Raw genomic sequence first — 14770 nt, 5'->3', positions numbered from 1 at the left:
GAGGTCTCCTTTGGGATGAATGCTTAGCGCAGCACGATGACAGCGCAGGGCGCGTGGCGAACAATCCGGGCAGCCGTTGTGCCCAGGAAATAATCGGCCAGGCCGGGTTTGTGAGACCCGACAATGATGGCGTCCGCGCCGATTTCTGTGGCGTATTGCGTGATCATGCGGCTGGAATGCCCTTTCAGGATCACAGGCTTCACATTCGCGACGTCGTCGAACCGTGTAGTGAGTGTTTGCTTGGCATTTTCATACGCTTTCTGAACCAGATCATCGTCCAGATAGGCGCTGACTGACGCGTTCGGCGGCTCGTAAACATGTACGGCAATGATTTCGGCGCTGTCGCCCCCCAAACGGCGAGCGGTTTCCAACGCCTGCGCGCCTATGCCGTGTTCAAGCGACAGGGCGAGGATAATCTTATCATACATCGGTCAGCTCCTTTCCGGTGCGGTTTCGGGTTGCAGCAGGATCTTCGGGGCAGCGACAGCCCCGCTGCGGATGTCAGAGAACGCTGCTGCCCCTTCGGACAAAGGCCGGACCTCGGCCCAGTCAAGCGGGCCAAGACGCCCATCAAAGATCGCTTGGGCGGTCTGGCGGAAATCTTCGGCGGTATAGGTATACGTGCCGATGAACGTGATCTCTTGCAGGGTCAGCCGGCGGATATCGAGGCCACCGGTATCCTCACCCAATCCAATATGTCCAATCACCCCGCCGGGCCGGGTCGCAGCCGAAGCAACCGCGCGGGTGGCCGCATAACCGACCCCATCAATGACCAGATCGTACAGAGTGCCGTCGGGCGTTTCGGCAATCGCGGGCTGGCCACACTGGTCGATCAGATGCGCGCGCCGGACCGGATTGGGTTCGACTATCGTGACATTGCTGACGCCCTGCGCTTTCAGGCTAAGTGCGGCCCCCAGACCGATAGCGCCACCGCCGAGCACCAGTGCCGTGTCGCGCGCGCCGATCAGCGTCTCAAGCGACAACCGCACAGTGTGCCAGCCGCAGGCGATGGGTTCGGCCAGCGCCGCCTTGGTCAGCGGCACATTATCCGGCACGGCAATCAGATTGCTTTCCGGCATAGTCACCAGCTCCGCAAACCCGCCTTCGCGGGGGGGCATCGAGATGATCTGCCGTGTCGGACAAAGATTGTCACGACCTTCGCGGCACGCCGGACAGGTGCCGCAGGTGACCAGCGGATTGATTGTCACCCGCGCACCGTCACGTGGGCCGCCTTCGATCAGGCCAGCAGCCTCGTGACCCAGAATAAGCGGGGCCGGACGGCGGGCGTCATGGCCAAGGTAGGCGTGCATGTCTGATCCACAGATTCCCACCTGGGCAATCCGGATCAAGTGATCTCCGGCACCAACTGTCGGATCGGGCACATCACGATAATCCAGACCCTTGGGGCCAGTGTACACCAATGCTTTCATTTCGCTGTGAAGCCTCCATCGACCATCAGCACCTGACCCGTCACAAAGGCCGAGGCGTCAGAGCATAAGAACAGCAACGGGCCGTCCAGATCTTCGGGTTCTCCGTTGCGGCCAATGCAGGTCTGCGCGGCGTTGGCCGCAGCGCGTTCAGGGTCGTTGAACACGGCGGCTGTCAGTTTGGTGCGGAAAAAACCCGGTCCGACAGCGTTTGCGGTGATGCCATGCGAGGACCACGCTTCGGCCATTGCACGGGTCAACTGGGCAATTCCGGCCTTTGAGGCCCCATAGGCAATGCCACCGGGAAACGCGCGGGTGGTCTGCAGCGACGCAAAGTTGACGATCCGGCCCCAGCCCTTGGCTTTCATCCCCGGCACCAAATGCTGGCTCAGGAAAAAGGGCGCAGACAGGTTCAGACCCAAGGTAATGTCCCAGCCTTCGGGTGTGACATCATCCGCTGTTTGTCGCGTGTTGATACCCGCTGCATGAATCACGATGTCGGGCGACCCAAAGGGTTTCGACACCTCTTGTGCCAGATCGCCCAGCGCGTCGCGATCTGAGACATCGAAAGCCACGGCGCTTGTGTCGCCACCGGCCTCGGCTTGCCAGTCGGTCAACGCTTCAGCGCCACGGGCAATTCCGATCACTTGCGCGCCAGCCTGCGCCAGAACCGTTGCCGCGCGCCGACCAAGGCCAGAACTGGCCCCGGTGACACAGGCAACCTTTCCACGCACAGAAAAGAGATCGCTTGGGTCAGCCATTGGCAGTCAGGTCAAAGGTTTCATCCGGGAAATATTTGGCCAGACGCACATCGGCGGCACGCGCATGCCCTTCCATACCTTCCAGCCGCGAAATCCGCGCCGTAGCTTCGGCAACGGGTTTTGCGCCTTCACGGGTTGCGCGCTGCCATGTGACGATCTTCATGTATTTGTGCACAGACAGACCGCCGGTGTAATTGGCCGCGCCCGATGTTGGCAGTACATGGTTGGTGCCTGCCGCCTTGTCGCCATACGACACGGTTGTCTCTTCGCCCAGAAACAACGATCCATAGCAGGTCAGACGGTCGAGCCACCAATCCAGATCCTCGGCCTGAACCGTCAGATGCTCTGGCGCATAGTCGTCGGAGGTTGCGGCCATTTCTTCGCGATCATCGCAGACGATCACTTCGGCATAATCGCGCCATGCCGCAAAGGCATTTTCCCGGTTTAGGTCCGGTAGATCGTCGATCAATCCGGGCACGCGGGCCATGACGTCTTCAGCCAGAGCACGGTCATCCGTAACCAGCCAGACCGGTGAATTGTACCCATGTTCTGCCTGACTGACGAGATCGGTCGCCACGATATGCGGGTCAGCGGTTGTGTCGGCCAATATCAGACTGTCGGTCGGACCGGCGATCATGTCGATGCCGACGCGGCCAAACAGGATGCGTTTGGCTTCGGCAACAAACTGATTGCCGGGACCAACAAGGATGTTCGCCTTGGGCAGTCCAAACAGCCCGAATGTCATGGCGGCAACGCCCTGCACGCCGCCCATCGCCATGATTTGGTCGGCCCCGCTGATATGTGCGGCATAGACAATCGCCGGAGCGACCCCGACACCGGGGCGCGGAGGTGAGCAGGCCGTGATGTGTCTGCAACCCGCCACCTTGGCAGTGGTCACGGTCATGATCGCGCTGGCGACATGGCTATACCGGCCCCCCGGCGCGTAACAGCCAGCAGCATCGACCGGAATCGCCTTTTGACCGGCGATCAACCCTGGCACGACTTCGAATTCAACCTCGGCCACCGTCGTTTTCTGCATCTCGGCAAAGCGTTTGACGTTGTCATGGGCAAACTGGATGTCCGCTTTCAGCTTGTCCGGAACCAAGGCGCAGGCGGCTTCGATTTCTTCTGCGGTCAGCAGAACGTTGCCGTCGTACTTGTCGAACTTCGCGGCATACTCCAACGCCACGGCATCCCCTCCGGCTTCGATGTCCGACAGGATCTTGACCACGGTATCATGAACGTCCGTTGCATCCGACCTTGACGTCAGGGTTGCCTTTTTCAGGTAGTCACGAGCCATATTTGTTTGGTCCTATTTGTATATTTCTGGGAGCAGGGTTGTCGAAACCGCAGGCACAAAGGCGATCAGCAGGACAACCAGAAGCATGAAGAAGACGAAAGGCACGGCACGCGCCGCAATCTTGAGGATCGATTCACCTGTGATGCCCGAGACCACAAACAAGTTCAATCCAAGCGGCGGCGTGATGAAACCGACGCCCAGCGCGGTGATCATCATGATACAGAACTGAATCTCGTTCATGCCAATATTATCCGCCAATGGCTTTAGAATCGGCGCGAGGATCACGATGTTGGGCGTGGTTTCCATCACACATCCCGCCGCAATCAAAATGCCGATCATCATCAGGATCAGCAAGTAAGGATCGTCGGTTAGCGAGGTCACCGACGCGACAAACCCCTGCGGCACGCCCATAATGGCCAAAGCTTCGGCAAGCGGGGCTGAAAACGCGATGATCGGCAGGATTATCCCGTTCACTTTGGCTGAACTGACCAGCATCGCCGGGAAGTCCGCCAGCTTCAGAGTGCCCAGGATAAAGCCCATGATGATGGTAACCACCACCGCCGTTGCGCCAGCTTCGGTCGGGGTGAGCCGACCGGAAAAGATGCCATAAAAGATAATGCCCGGCACGATGAAGGCATACCAGCCCGAGGCCAGCGCCCGACGCAGGTTGGCGAACCATTCGCCAAAGGTCATCAGCCCGCCGCCTTCGTAGTTATAGATCCGGTTCACCACGATATTCGTGATCAGGATCGATGTCAGAATGGCCAGACCCGGGATCAGGGCAGCCAGAAACAGGGTCGAGGCGGATATACCCAGCACAAGGCCGATGATGATATAGGCGATGGATGGCGGGATCAGGATGCCCGTACAGGCACCCGCAGCGACCAGCGCGCAGGCATAGGGGCGGGGATAACCACTTTCGACCAACCGGTCGATTGTCATCCGGCCCACCGCAGCAGCCCCAGCCGCGTCCGATCCCGAGATGGCAGCAAACATCCCGCACACCAGAACCGTCGCCGAGCCAAAGCCGCCTTTCGCCCAGCAGGTCAGCGCCTCGGCCACGTCAAGGAACTTGCGGCTCAAGCCGGTCCGCACAAGCACGTCTCCGGTCAGGATGAAAAGCGGGACAGCGGTCAGGGCAAAAGCATCAATGCCTGCGAACAGGCTTTCGCCCACCAGACTCAGCGGCAGGTCGCCGGACATGACCAGCATGAGGATGGCGGCAGATCCGATCGCGGCCCAGACCGGGACAGCCAGGGCGATGAGGCCGACAAAAAGGATAACCGGCAGGTAGAAATCCCAGCCCAGTTCGACCGAATGTTGAAGGGTGTTCCAAAGCATTGCGGGTTCCTTCAGTCAAACAGCTTATCGCCTTCGTAGACGGGGGTGCCGTCTCGAAGGGATCTGAAATCTCGTACGAAGGATTGTCCGAGCCGAAAGATCATCAGCGTAAAACCCAACGGGACAGCTGCAAGGAACCAAACCTTGGAAATACGCAGACCATCTGTGACCGACCCGAACTTGGCCGACACCAGCACAGTTTCGAACGACCAGTAAAGCGCGATAATCGCGACCGTAAACATCACGAGATCGCCAAAGATATAGATCATCGCCTTCGGCCTTGGGCCAAGGTAGTGCAGCAAGACATCAATGCGTATGTGGGCGCGTTCCTTGACCGCAGCCGCGGCCCCGATCCAGGCAAGATAGATAAAGGAATAGCGCACGATTTCTTCGCCCCAGAGCGAGGAATAGGCGAACACCTCACGGCGCAGCACTTCGACGGCCATGGTGCCAACAAGCATCACGTAGAACACCAGAAGAAGCCAGCGTTCGGCATTCTGATCCAATTGTTTTAGGAAAGTCATCACACGCCCCGTCGTCAAAGGATGGAAAGACCGACGGCACGTTGCGCGCCGATCTGGAAACGAAGGAAACTGAGGCCCTCCATATGAGGGGCCCCAGCAGTGTGATTATGCGTCGTGGACGTAGTATTTGCCCTGCGTACCGGCCGCTTCTTCAAGCTTGGCAAAGGCTTCCATCGATCCGGCAAGCTCGGTCTTGAACGCATCCCACTCGGGGCGCTGATACCCGCCTGCGGCTTGCCATTCTGCCAGCTGATCGTCGCTAAGCGAATGGAATTGCACACCGGATTTCGCCAGCTCAGACATCGCGTGGGCGCGGGCAGACGGAACTTTGGACAGGTTCTGGTGAGCGGTCATTTCCGACCCCCACATGACACCTTCCTGCACATCAGCCGGCAGGCTGTTGAACCATTCCAGGTTGCAGGAATACACTTGGCTGTCCGGCACGGCCTGGGTGAAGGTCACATGGCTGAGAATGTCCTTGAAGCCAAAGACGTAAAGCGCCCCGACCGACGGATCAAGCGCGTCGGCCACGCCTTGCTTGATCGCTGAAGGTGTTTCGCCCCATGCAACCGGCGTCGGATTTGCACCGACCATACGGTAATACTGCTGAAGCATCTTCGACCCGGGCACGCGAAACTTTACGCCAGACAGATCCGACGGGCTGATCACCGCCCCAGCGCCGCCCTTGCGGACAGCAACCACACGTGGGTCGATATTGACATAGAACAGCGCTTTGAACCCTGCGGCTTCGACCTTGGGATGAACCTCGGTTTTCCAGTGATCCGAGTTCACAAGGTTGGTGAACCGCTGATTGGAGCCACACAGATAAGGCATGTTGATCAGGTCAACGGTGGCTGCAAAAGGGGCAAAGTTCGACAGCGAATGCTGGGCAGCCTGAATGGTACCGCCCTGCACTTTCTGAACCAGCGCACCGCCTGCGCCAAGCTGTCCACCGGGGGCCAATTTGACATAGACCTTGCCGTTGGTGGCGTTCTGAATGTTTTCTTTAAGGTCGAGCTGCATGATCGGATAGCTGCGCGATGCCCCCAGCACATAGGCGGTGGCCAGTGTCATCACGTGCGCTGCGGCCTTCTCGCGATCTTTCTCTTCCTTGGCAGTTTGCGCGGCGGCCTCGGTGGACCAGAGAGTACCCGCAGCCCCCGCGACCATGGCCGCTGTAAAGCTGCCCGTTCCGGCAAGTTTCAGAAAGTTCCGGCGGCTGGCCGACTCCGGCTTTTTGTGATTCTGGTCCATGTATTCCTCCGTTTGGACAAGTCAGCGCTGTTGTTCTTTTGACTTTTTTTCAGCGGTCTCTTTTTGCAAAATGGCCACCACGAAGGCGATCGAAGCAGCAAGCATTATCAGCATTTCGGACACGTCCCCCAGAAATCCCCCCATGCCCAATGACCCCAAAACCACGTTGGCGCCGAAGACGGCAAACAGCAGTAAGGCAAGGATCAGAAACATTGGTTCCTCCGGAAAGTTCTGCGAATGGTCCGATTCGCCCGATCAATGTAAGCGCTTGCATAGCAGGTATGCAAGCGCTTACATTGACGGCTCGATGTTCATGACGCATTTTGGAAAGCAAGTGCAGCAATTTGAAAAACAGGATAAAGATTCCTGAAATGCAAACAGACGACCCTCGCTCAGATCGAACCCCGACCCTCGCCGACGTTGCGCGCCTTGCCAGTGTCTCGACCGCGACCGTGTCGCGCTGCCTGAATTCGCCCGACCGGGTCATCGAAGACACCCGGAACAAGGTAATGAAAGCCGTACGTGAACTGGGCTACGCGCCAAACTTCAATGCGCGCGCATTGGCGGCAAAACGGACCAACACCATCGGGGCGATCATCCCAACGATGGAAAACGCGATCTTCGCACGGGGTCTGCAAGCGTTTCAGGAAGAGCTTGGGCGCAACGGTATCACCATGTTGGTCGCATCGTCATCCTATCAGAGCGATCTTGAAGAAGAACAAATCCGCACGCTGGTCTCGCGCGGCGCAGATGGACTGCTGCTGATCGGGTATCGCCGCGACCCCAGGATTTACGAGTTTCTTAAGCGTCAGGGTGTACCCGTCGTGATCGCCTGGGGGTACGACCCCAAGGCCCAGGTCCCAACAGTTGGGTTCGATAATTTCGCCGCCATGAAATCGCTCGCGGGAAAGGTCATTGGCATGGGGCATCGCCGTATCGCCACGATCACCGCATCGACCCATGACAATGACAGGGCCAGCGAACGTCTAGCGGGTATTCTGGCGGCTATGGTTGAGGCCGGGATCCCTGAAACCGACTTGTCCATCGTCGAGACGACCTATGGAATAGACGAAGGCGGGGCCGCACTGGAGCACCTGATGACCCTGCCGGATCGTCCCTCGGTGGTGATGTGCGGCAACGACGTTCTGGCGGTCGGAGTGATCGCCAAGGCGCAAGAACTGGGATTAAACGTTCCCGCAGATCTGTCCGTGACCGGCTTTGATGATATCGAAATCGCCAAGATCTCGTCTCCGCCCCTGACGACCGTGCACGTCCCGCATCGGCGAATGGGCAAAGAAGCGGCAAGGTTGTTGATCAATCTGGTCGGCTCGGATCGTCCAAACGGAAAAGTGCTGATCGAAACCTCGCTTCAGATGCGTGAGTCTTTGACTGAATACGCAGACTGACAAAACAACGGTCAGGGTTGGCACCGCACTGTGCGTCCGGCTGGCGTCACTGCTCAGGCGTTCTAAAAATCATTCCTCACACCGTATTGATACCCATGTCGAACTTCGCGCCATGCACTTGGCCGGTGATCACACACCTACGCAGGGCGTTAACGGTTCTTTAACCAATCAGACCAGCTTGCCTTATTGTTTTCACAATCCGGAACCAATTCAGCCCTCATCAACAGTCAGTTTCCATATTGTGAACAACACAGATCGCAGGAGAACCAAGACGATGGCAATTGCAGAATACGCAGGCACAATGATCGACGCCCCAACACTGGACATCATCCAGAAAGAACGCACCAAGGCGCTGTCAGCGCGGGAATGGAAGTTCCGGTTGGCTGGCTATGGCTATGGCATCAAGGATGTCGGTGACGCAAAGATGCTGACCAAGCTGCCGCAGAACACAGAGCTGGGTCTTCTTCCGGGCTATCTGGTTTGATGCGCCCAGCCCACGGGGCTGTTTCCTGAAAAACGGCCCCGTGCGTGTCTGTTTGAGCGCCCCACTGAATGGCGTTCTGACTCCGGCATTGACTTTGCTGCGTTTGATTTCGCCCAGCGAGGTCCAAAGCCACTTTCCCAAGACGCCAGAGACTCCGCGTCTAGCGGCCCGGAATCACGTCCCTTGGTGGGGCAGGTTCCCAGTTTTCGATTACCTCAGCCGCTTGCTGAGCGCTATCAACAAAGCGAAACAGATCCAGATCCTCGGGAGAGATCGTTCCGGCATCGGCCAGAGCCTCCCAATTGATCACCTTTTCCCAAAACTCACGACCAAACAGCAGGAACGGCACCCGTTCCATGCGACCGGTCTGGATCAGGGTCAAAGCTTCAAACATCTCATCCATCGTCCCGAATCCGCCCGGAAACACACAGATCGCCCGTGCGCGCATCAGGAAATGCATCTTGCGGATCGCGAAATAGTGGAAGTTGAAGCTTAATTCGGGCGTCACGTACCCGTTTGGCGCTTGCTCGTGTGGCAAAACGATCGACAACCCGATCGAGATCCCGCCAGCCTCATGTGCACCTTTGTTGCCAGCCTCCATCACGCCCGGGCCACCGCCGGTCGCAATGACAAATTCACGCGACCCGGTTTCCAGCGACCTTTTGGTCATCAGCTGTGCAAACTCGCGGGCTTCGTCATAAAAGGAGGACAGATCTGCCAAGGTCTTTGTGCGCGCAGTGTCTTTATTGGCTGGCGACGGAATACGCGCCCCGCCAAACAACACAATGGTGCTTTCGATGTTGTGTTCGTCCAGCAACAACTGGGGTTTCAACAGTTCAAGCTGCAACCGGACCGGACGCAACTCATCACGGTACATGAAATCATCATCCGCAAAGGCCAGCCGATAGGTTGGGGACTGTGTCTGTGGCGTGGTTGGAACATGCTGCGCCGTATCGCGGTCAGTATGTGCATCGCGGAACGCGCTGTTGCGGTCGTCTCTCATCAAGGGTTTTCCTGGCCTGTTGCCGGTTCTCTGGTCCGCTTGTCGGGTCGGACCAATCGGGTCCCCTAAAAAATGCGATGCGGGCCTTGGAACCGGATGTATGAACGTGCTTTCTTTAACCTAATCATTTCCAGCACGAAAGTTATTAGAAAATGCCGCGTCCGAACACACCGAACCGAGACGACCTGATCCTGAAAAGACACACGAAGCAAATTGCGCAACTGCAAGAAAAATCGTTCAACCTGCAAGAGACGCTTTTGCGGTTCACCGGGCAAAGCATCGTAGCGCCCAACAGTGATCTGGCCGAAATCGCCCCGGTTGAATTGCACACCGAACCCGGCGCCACGACTACCATTCTGGCGTTTTCGGGCCTCGCTACGGCCTTTGGCATGCCCCCGCGCGAATTCTTCCGATCCCTCTCGCAACACAAGTGCAACATATTGTTCATAAAGGACTTTCGCCAATGCTGGTATTTGCGAGGGTTGTTGACCCTCAGCACCGACATTGAATCGACCGCCACCTTTTTGCGCCGTACAGTTCCCGAAGGCACGACATCGATCCGAACCATAGGGGCCAGCGCGGGGGCCTACGCGGCGATCCAGTTTGGATTGCGGCTGAACGCTGATCGCATACTGGCTTTCGCGCCCCAGACCCAACTTCAACCCCGGGTTTTCGCCCAGTTCGCTTCGCCTGACAGCAAGAAGCAGGATGTCGACTTTAACGGTGGGGACGCGGATTTGCTGAACATCTTCGACCAGTTCCCTGATTTTGGCGGCCAGATCGACATCCACTATGGCGACAGAAACGCGGTCGACCAAAAGCACGCAAAGCATCTTGCTTCGGAAAGCTGCGTTCAACTGATAGCACATGATGCTGATCAGCATGGAATCGCCAAATGGCTTCACGACGCCGGGCAACTGGATGCGATCCTGTCCGATTTTGCACGTTGAACTGCGGCTTGGCGACCGGCTGCAGGACCGGTTAGGGTCCGACCAGCGCGCAAACAGGAGACGCATGTATGACCTGGACATCTGACATCGAAACCGCCCGGGCACGCATCTCTGCGCATGTTCAGGTCACGCCCACACTCATCACGCAAGACTTTGGCCTGACCTATCCTGTCGAGATCAAGCTTGAGCAGTTACAGCACACCGGCAGCTTCAAGGCCCGCGGGGCGTTCAACACTCTGCTCAGCGCCGACGTACCCAAAGCCGGAGTGGTCGCCGCATCGGGGGGCAACCATGGGGCCGCAGTGGCTTATGCGGCGCAGGCGCTGGGGCACAAGGCCAAGGTGTTTGTGCCGGAACTGGCCGGTGCCTCGAAAATCGCACTGATCGAACGCACGGGTGCTGATCTGACCGTTGTGCCCGGCGAATACGCCAATGCCCTGCAAGCGGCGCAAGCTTATGAGGCAAAAACCGGCGCAATGCAGATCCACGCCTATGACGCCAAACCCACGGTGATCGGGCAAGGCACCTGTATGGCCGAGTGGGACGCACAGGGCCTCGCCGCCGATACCGTTCTGATCGCCGTCGGAGGCGGAGGCCTGATCGCGGGGTCACTGGCGTGGTTGCAAGGCGCACGCAAAGTCGTCGCGGTCGAACCCGAAACGTCCTGCGCGCTGCACGCCGCATTGCAGGCCGGAACACCGGTTGATGTCGATGTCTCGGGCATTGCCGCAAACGCGCTTGGCGCGCGCCGGATCGGGTCGATCTGTTTCGATCTCGCCCAGACCCATCTCGGCCAATCTGTCCTTGTCAACGACCATGCCATCGCGTCCGCCCAGCGCGCACTCTGGCAAGACCGTCGTGTGCTGGTCGAACCTGCGGGCGCCACGGCCCTTGCCGCGTTGATGTCAGGGGCCTATCAACCCGCCCCACAAGAACGGGTTGCAGTGCTCGTCTGCGGTGCCAATCCCGCGCCCGATCCGTTCGATACCTGACCCGCTGCTTCTTTCTTGTTCAAAACACCCCGGGGTGAATTGCTCCGCAGGAGCAAGAGGGGCAGCGCCCCTTGCCCCCTGCCCTCCAAGCGCCCCTTGCGCATTGTTTCCAACGGCTCACGCCTGTATAGGGCCACAAACTTACGTTCACGGGAGATCCTCATGTCCAACGCCCAGCTGGAAGCCGCCATCGAAGCCGCCTGGGAGGCGCGCGATACAATCACCCCATCCACCGGCGGTGAAACCCGCGAAGCCATCGAAGACACGCTGAACGCGCTGGATAGCGGCACGTTGCGCGTGGCCGAGAAAATGGACAGCGGCGACTGGCACGTGAACCAGTGGGCCAAAAAGGCCGTTCTTCTGGGCTTCCGTCTGAAGGACATGGAACAACAGGATGGCGGCCCGCAGGGTGGTCACTGGTGGGACAAGGTCGACAGCAAGTTCAAAGGCTGGGGCGACAACGAATGGAAAGCTGCGGGTTTCCGCGCTGTCCCCAACTGTATCGTGCGCAAATCTGCCTTCATCGCGCCCGGCGTGGTGCTGATGCCGTCTTTCGTGAATCTTGGCGCCTATGTCGACGAAGGCACCATGGTTGATACATGGGCCACTGTCGGTTCCTGCGCGCAGATCGGCAAGAACGTGCACCTGTCCGGCGGCGTCGGTATCGGCGGTGTGCTCGAACCAATGCAGGCTGGCCCGACCATCATCGAAGACAACTGCTTTATCGGGGCGCGCTCGGAGGTGGTCGAAGGCGTGATCGTTCGCGAAGGTTCGGTTCTCGGCATGGGCGTGTTCCTTGGTCAGTCAACCAAGATCGTCGATCGCGAAACCGGCGAAGTCATGTATGGCGAAGTCCCCCCCTATTCGGTGGTCGTCGCGGGCTCGATGCCATCCAAGAACGGCGTGAACCTGTATTGCGCCGTGATCGTCAAACGCGTTGACGAAAAGACCCGCTCAAAAACCGGTATCAACGATTTGCTGCGCGACTGATCTGCCGACACATTGCAATTTTTGACGCAGCCGCGACGGACCTCCGCCGCGGCTGCGTTTCATTTGGGACCCTCACATTTGGAGAGACCCGGTGAAATCATGGACCCTTGTCATTGCCGCGCTTTGTGCCTCAGCTGCTTTTGCTGACAATCAGGTCAGCATCACACTGTCGGGGGATCAGCGATGCGTGACCTCGAACGCCACACCCACCCACAGCATCGGTCGATTCCCGAATTCCGGGAATCCAAACCGCTTCCGTGCTCAGGATCAAACGGTTTGCTTTGATGCAACGCCCGAACAAACCGGAACGGTAACCGGCAAAACCCACTCTTCGGGCGTGTCGCTGACCGGTATTCTGTTCCGTCCCGGCACGGCGGATTTCTATGACCCCACCTCGCCGCGCGGGTTCTCGCGGGATCCGTCCAGCGGGTGGAGATTGGAAGGGATGGGGGCCGCAGATCAGCTTGGCATGGATCAAAACCATGCCCACGTTGATCACCGTGGTCTGTATCACTACCACGCTGTACCCGATACACTGACCGATGCGCTGGATGGCACGATGATCGGCTATGCAGCGGATGGATTCCCGATCCACTTTGCAGGTACTCAGGCAGTGTCATCGTGGCAGTTGAAACCGGGGCAGCGCTCTACCGCTCCCCACGGTAACCACGACGGGACCTTTGTCGAAGATTGGCAACATGTGCCGGGCAGCGGCAATCTGGACAACTGCAATGGTGCGATGATCGACGGGCAATATGTCTATTTCGCCACCGATTCCTATCCGTTCTTCCCACGGTGTTTCAAAGGCACGGTCAGCCGGGGCTTTTTGGGGCGGCCCTGACACGCGACTCAAGGATCGCCCGGTCATCGCTTGACCGGGGTCCGGCCCGGCCTGTAAGGGCTGCGCATGGAAAAGAAGAAGACATCACGCCAGCAGGTTTACACCTTGTTGGTTCAGATCGGCCGCAAAGACGGCGACGGCCTGCCCGAGGGCGCAACCGGGGCCGCGCTGATGTGCTTTGCCTCGGGCGTGGACGAAGCCGAAGCCGTGCGCGAAACCGTCGCGATCCTGAAACAGGCCGATACCGCTCCGCTTGATGTGACCGGCTATGGCACATTGGCAGAGCGTGAGGCCGAAGGTCACGAAATCGGTGATGACGAACGTGGGCTAATGCAGCGCGCGCTTGAGGAAAATGCGGTTATCGTGGCCCAGATGACCCCGTTCTATGACGGGGACGAAAGCTGACCAGCGTCAGTCGCGCCTGCCGAACCATTTGCGATAAATCGCGTCATAGGTCCCGTCCTCGCGCAGGGCGAGCAGGGCCTGATTGACATCTTCCAGCAGCGGGCTGCCGGTTGGAAACACGATGCCATAGTTTTCTTGCAGGAACGCCGGACCAGCTATGGTGCCAATGGTCTTGCCCTCATGCGATGTGTAATAGGACAAGATCGGGGCATCGAACACGACCGCGTCGAGTGACCCGGATTCAAACGCATCAATCAGCCCTTCAAGGCCAGCATAGTCGAAGAATTCGATATCGCGCCGTTCCAAAAATCCGGCGGCGGTTGAATTACTGACTGTACCGACCCGCTTGCCATAAAGGTCATTGACCGACTGAACGGAGGCGTTGATGGCCTCAACTGTCATCACAGCGGTGATCTTGGCGACAAACAGCGACACAATGAACAGCGACGACACGACAAGGATGACTCCGAATACGCGACCGAACGGCGTGCGGGGCATACGTTCTTCAAAGCCGCCATTGACCACCACGTTCAAGGCCCACCAGAACGACGGAAACCATGCTTCCCTCAGCGGACGTTCGAAATAGGGCTGTGCGCGTCGTTCAAACACCCACATCAGCATGCCGCCCCCAAACAGAATGATAAAGGCGGCGCCCAATGCGAGCAGCAGATCAGAGGACATCAAAGCCCCAAACAGCGATGGCGACCCGGATTGTCCCGCGGGAATCATCAATTGCAGCCCGGACTCAAAGATCGGATGGCTAAAATCCATTGTCGCTTCGCGCGATGCGGTGATCGAGATGTTGGCGATTGCCATATCAGCCGTTCCCGAGCTGACCGAGTCGAGCATTTCGCCGAACTGGTCTTTTCGGTCGATGGTATAGTCCAGGTCCAGCTTTTGCGCCAAGGCTTGCAGCAGTTCAATTGAAAAGCCGGTATCGGTGCCATCCTCGACCAACGAGAACGGAGGACGTGTCACGGTAGTGACGGTCAATGTCTGTGCAAACAGCGGTTGAGTCAGCGTCAGACAGAACAGAAGAAACGAAGCGAGGTATCTGGTCATGCGTTCAGTGCTTAAAGGTAAGCTGTCTTT

The 14770-nt window shown here is 58.3% G+C and carries 17 protein-coding genes; 7 read left to right on the top strand and 10 right to left on the bottom strand.

From position 1 onward, the window contains the following. Positions 1 to 23: 23 nt before the first annotated feature. The 8 genes from FOY56_RS19470 to FOY56_RS19435 all read right to left on the bottom strand — a co-directional run bounded on the left by FOY56_RS19470 (position 24) and on the right by FOY56_RS19435 (position 6820). Positions 24 to 428 carry a universal stress protein gene (locus FOY56_RS19470; protein ID WP_146347822.1) on the bottom strand — a complete coding sequence of 135 codons (405 nt, stop codon included), beginning with the start codon at positions 426 to 428 and terminating at the stop codon, positions 24 to 26. A 3-nt stretch (positions 429 to 431) separates the two neighbouring features. After that, on the bottom strand, positions 432 to 1430 hold the full coding sequence (locus FOY56_RS19465) for an alcohol dehydrogenase catalytic domain-containing protein (protein WP_146347821.1): 999 nt from the start codon (positions 1428 to 1430) through the stop codon (positions 432 to 434). After that, positions 1427 to 2188, bottom strand: a complete 762-nt coding sequence (locus tag FOY56_RS19460; protein ID WP_146347820.1) for an SDR family NAD(P)-dependent oxidoreductase — start codon at positions 2186 to 2188, stop codon at positions 1427 to 1429. Before FOY56_RS19460 ends, FOY56_RS19465 begins: the two co-directional genes overlap by 4 nt. After that, a complete protein-coding gene (gene hisD, locus FOY56_RS19455) occupies positions 2181 to 3488 on the bottom strand; it encodes a histidinol dehydrogenase (RefSeq protein ID WP_146347819.1) in 1308 nt (435 codons plus the stop codon). Before hisD ends, FOY56_RS19460 begins: the two co-directional genes overlap by 8 nt. A 12-nt stretch (positions 3489 to 3500) precedes the next feature. Beyond that, entirely contained in the window at positions 3501 to 4829 is a 1329-nt protein-coding gene (locus tag FOY56_RS19450; RefSeq protein WP_146347818.1) for a TRAP transporter large permease, read from the bottom strand. An 11-nt stretch (positions 4830 to 4840) separates the two neighbouring features. Then, positions 4841 to 5353 (bottom strand): TRAP transporter small permease, encoded by a 513-nt coding sequence (locus tag FOY56_RS19445; RefSeq protein ID WP_146347817.1) that lies wholly within the window; start codon positions 5351 to 5353, stop codon positions 4841 to 4843. Between the two features lie 105 nt (positions 5354 to 5458). Further along, positions 5459 to 6607: a TRAP transporter substrate-binding protein gene (locus FOY56_RS19440; RefSeq protein ID WP_146347816.1), complete on the bottom strand. Its 1149-nt coding sequence runs from the start codon at positions 6605 to 6607 to the stop codon at positions 5459 to 5461. A gap of 21 nt (positions 6608 to 6628) precedes the next feature. Beyond that, positions 6629 to 6820 carry a hypothetical protein gene (locus FOY56_RS19435; protein WP_146347815.1) on the bottom strand — a complete coding sequence of 64 codons (192 nt, stop codon included), beginning with the start codon at positions 6818 to 6820 and terminating at the stop codon, positions 6629 to 6631. A gap of 158 nt (positions 6821 to 6978) precedes the next feature. On the opposite strand from FOY56_RS19435, the gene FOY56_RS19430 reads away from it, so the two are divergent. Together FOY56_RS19430 and FOY56_RS19425 are read left to right on the top strand one after the other, a co-directional pair. After that, positions 6979 to 8013 (top strand): LacI family DNA-binding transcriptional regulator, encoded by a 1035-nt coding sequence (locus FOY56_RS19430; protein WP_146347814.1) that lies wholly within the window; start codon positions 6979 to 6981, stop codon positions 8011 to 8013. A 274-nt stretch (positions 8014 to 8287) separates the two neighbouring features. Beyond that, the gene (locus FOY56_RS19425) at positions 8288 to 8497 is read left to right on the top strand and encodes a hypothetical protein (protein WP_146347813.1); all 210 of its coding nucleotides are present in this window, start codon (positions 8288 to 8290) and stop codon (positions 8495 to 8497) included. A 160-nt stretch (positions 8498 to 8657) separates the two neighbouring features. Here the strand turns inward: FOY56_RS19425 and FOY56_RS19420 are convergent, their stop codons facing one another. Continuing rightward, a complete protein-coding gene (locus FOY56_RS19420; protein ID WP_146347812.1) occupies positions 8658 to 9500 on the bottom strand; it encodes an LOG family protein in 843 nt (280 codons plus the stop codon). 152 nt (positions 9501 to 9652) lie between these two features. Here FOY56_RS19420 and FOY56_RS19415 point away from each other — a divergent pair, with 152 nt between their 5' ends. The 5 genes from FOY56_RS19415 to FOY56_RS19395 all read left to right on the top strand — a co-directional run bounded on the left by FOY56_RS19415 (position 9653) and on the right by FOY56_RS19395 (position 13678). Continuing rightward, positions 9653 to 10450: a hypothetical protein gene (locus tag FOY56_RS19415; protein WP_146347811.1), complete on the top strand. Its 798-nt coding sequence runs from the start codon at positions 9653 to 9655 to the stop codon at positions 10448 to 10450. A gap of 68 nt (positions 10451 to 10518) precedes the next feature. After that, positions 10519 to 11442 carry a threonine/serine dehydratase gene (locus tag FOY56_RS19410; RefSeq protein ID WP_146347810.1) on the top strand — a complete coding sequence of 308 codons (924 nt, stop codon included), beginning with the start codon at positions 10519 to 10521 and terminating at the stop codon, positions 11440 to 11442. A 162-nt stretch (positions 11443 to 11604) separates the two neighbouring features. Continuing rightward, a complete protein-coding gene (gene dapD, locus FOY56_RS19405) occupies positions 11605 to 12432 on the top strand; it encodes a 2,3,4,5-tetrahydropyridine-2,6-dicarboxylate N-succinyltransferase (protein ID WP_146347809.1) in 828 nt (275 codons plus the stop codon). Between the two features lie 91 nt (positions 12433 to 12523). Next, positions 12524 to 13273: a YHYH protein gene (locus tag FOY56_RS19400; protein WP_186766400.1), complete on the top strand. Its 750-nt coding sequence runs from the start codon at positions 12524 to 12526 to the stop codon at positions 13271 to 13273. A 66-nt stretch (positions 13274 to 13339) separates the two neighbouring features. Continuing rightward, positions 13340 to 13678, top strand: coding sequence for a DUF8846 family protein (locus FOY56_RS19395; protein WP_146347807.1), 339 nt, complete (start codon positions 13340 to 13342; stop codon positions 13676 to 13678). A gap of 6 nt (positions 13679 to 13684) precedes the next feature. Here FOY56_RS19395 and FOY56_RS19390 read toward each other — a convergent pair whose 3' ends face one another. Next, positions 13685 to 14740, bottom strand: coding sequence for a transporter substrate-binding domain-containing protein (locus FOY56_RS19390; protein ID WP_146347806.1), 1056 nt, complete (start codon positions 14738 to 14740; stop codon positions 13685 to 13687). Between the last annotated feature and the right edge of the window lie 30 nt (positions 14741 to 14770).

This window comes from Falsiphaeobacter marinintestinus (genome assembly GCF_007923355.1).
GTDB lineage: Bacteria > Pseudomonadota > Alphaproteobacteria > Rhodobacterales > Rhodobacteraceae > Phaeobacter_A > Phaeobacter_A marinintestinus.
The sequence above is the reverse complement of the archived record's forward strand: the minus strand, read 5'-3'. Positions and strand labels throughout refer to the sequence as shown.

Bases quoted from the DNA above. Each gene is read 5' to 3' on its own strand.
- FOY56_RS19465 (WP_146347821.1), bottom strand. From the start codon at position 1,430: ATGAAAGCATTGGTGTACACTGGCCCCAAGGGTCTGGATTATCGTGAT.
- FOY56_RS19420 (WP_146347812.1), bottom strand. From the start codon at position 9,500: ATGAGAGACGACCGCAACAGCGCGTTCCGCGATGCACATACTGACCGC.
- FOY56_RS19425 (WP_146347813.1), top strand. From the start codon at position 8,288: ATGGCAATTGCAGAATACGCAGGCACAATGATCGACGCCCCAACACTG.
- FOY56_RS19390 (WP_146347806.1), bottom strand. From the start codon at position 14,740: ATGACCAGATACCTCGCTTCGTTTCTTCTGTTCTGTCTGACGCTGACT.
- FOY56_RS19435 (WP_146347815.1), bottom strand. From the start codon at position 6,820: ATGTTTCTGATCCTTGCCTTACTGCTGTTTGCCGTCTTCGGCGCCAAC.
- hisD (WP_146347819.1), bottom strand. From the start codon at position 3,488: ATGGCTCGTGACTACCTGAAAAAGGCAACCCTGACGTCAAGGTCGGAT.
- dapD (WP_146347809.1), top strand. From the start codon at position 11,605: ATGTCCAACGCCCAGCTGGAAGCCGCCATCGAAGCCGCCTGGGAGGCG.
- FOY56_RS19445 (WP_146347817.1), bottom strand. From the start codon at position 5,353: ATGACTTTCCTAAAACAATTGGATCAGAATGCCGAACGCTGGCTTCTT.
- FOY56_RS19450 (WP_146347818.1), bottom strand. From the start codon at position 4,829: ATGCTTTGGAACACCCTTCAACATTCGGTCGAACTGGGCTGGGATTTC.
- FOY56_RS19415 (WP_146347811.1), top strand. From the start codon at position 9,653: ATGCCGCGTCCGAACACACCGAACCGAGACGACCTGATCCTGAAAAGA.
- FOY56_RS19395 (WP_146347807.1), top strand. From the start codon at position 13,340: ATGGAAAAGAAGAAGACATCACGCCAGCAGGTTTACACCTTGTTGGTT.
- FOY56_RS19410 (WP_146347810.1), top strand. From the start codon at position 10,519: ATGACCTGGACATCTGACATCGAAACCGCCCGGGCACGCATCTCTGCG.
- FOY56_RS19470 (WP_146347822.1), bottom strand. From the start codon at position 428: ATGTATGATAAGATTATCCTCGCCCTGTCGCTTGAACACGGCATAGGC.
- FOY56_RS19430 (WP_146347814.1), top strand. From the start codon at position 6,979: ATGCAAACAGACGACCCTCGCTCAGATCGAACCCCGACCCTCGCCGAC.
- FOY56_RS19460 (WP_146347820.1), bottom strand. From the start codon at position 2,188: ATGGCTGACCCAAGCGATCTCTTTTCTGTGCGTGGAAAGGTTGCCTGT.
- FOY56_RS19440 (WP_146347816.1), bottom strand. From the start codon at position 6,607: ATGGACCAGAATCACAAAAAGCCGGAGTCGGCCAGCCGCCGGAACTTT.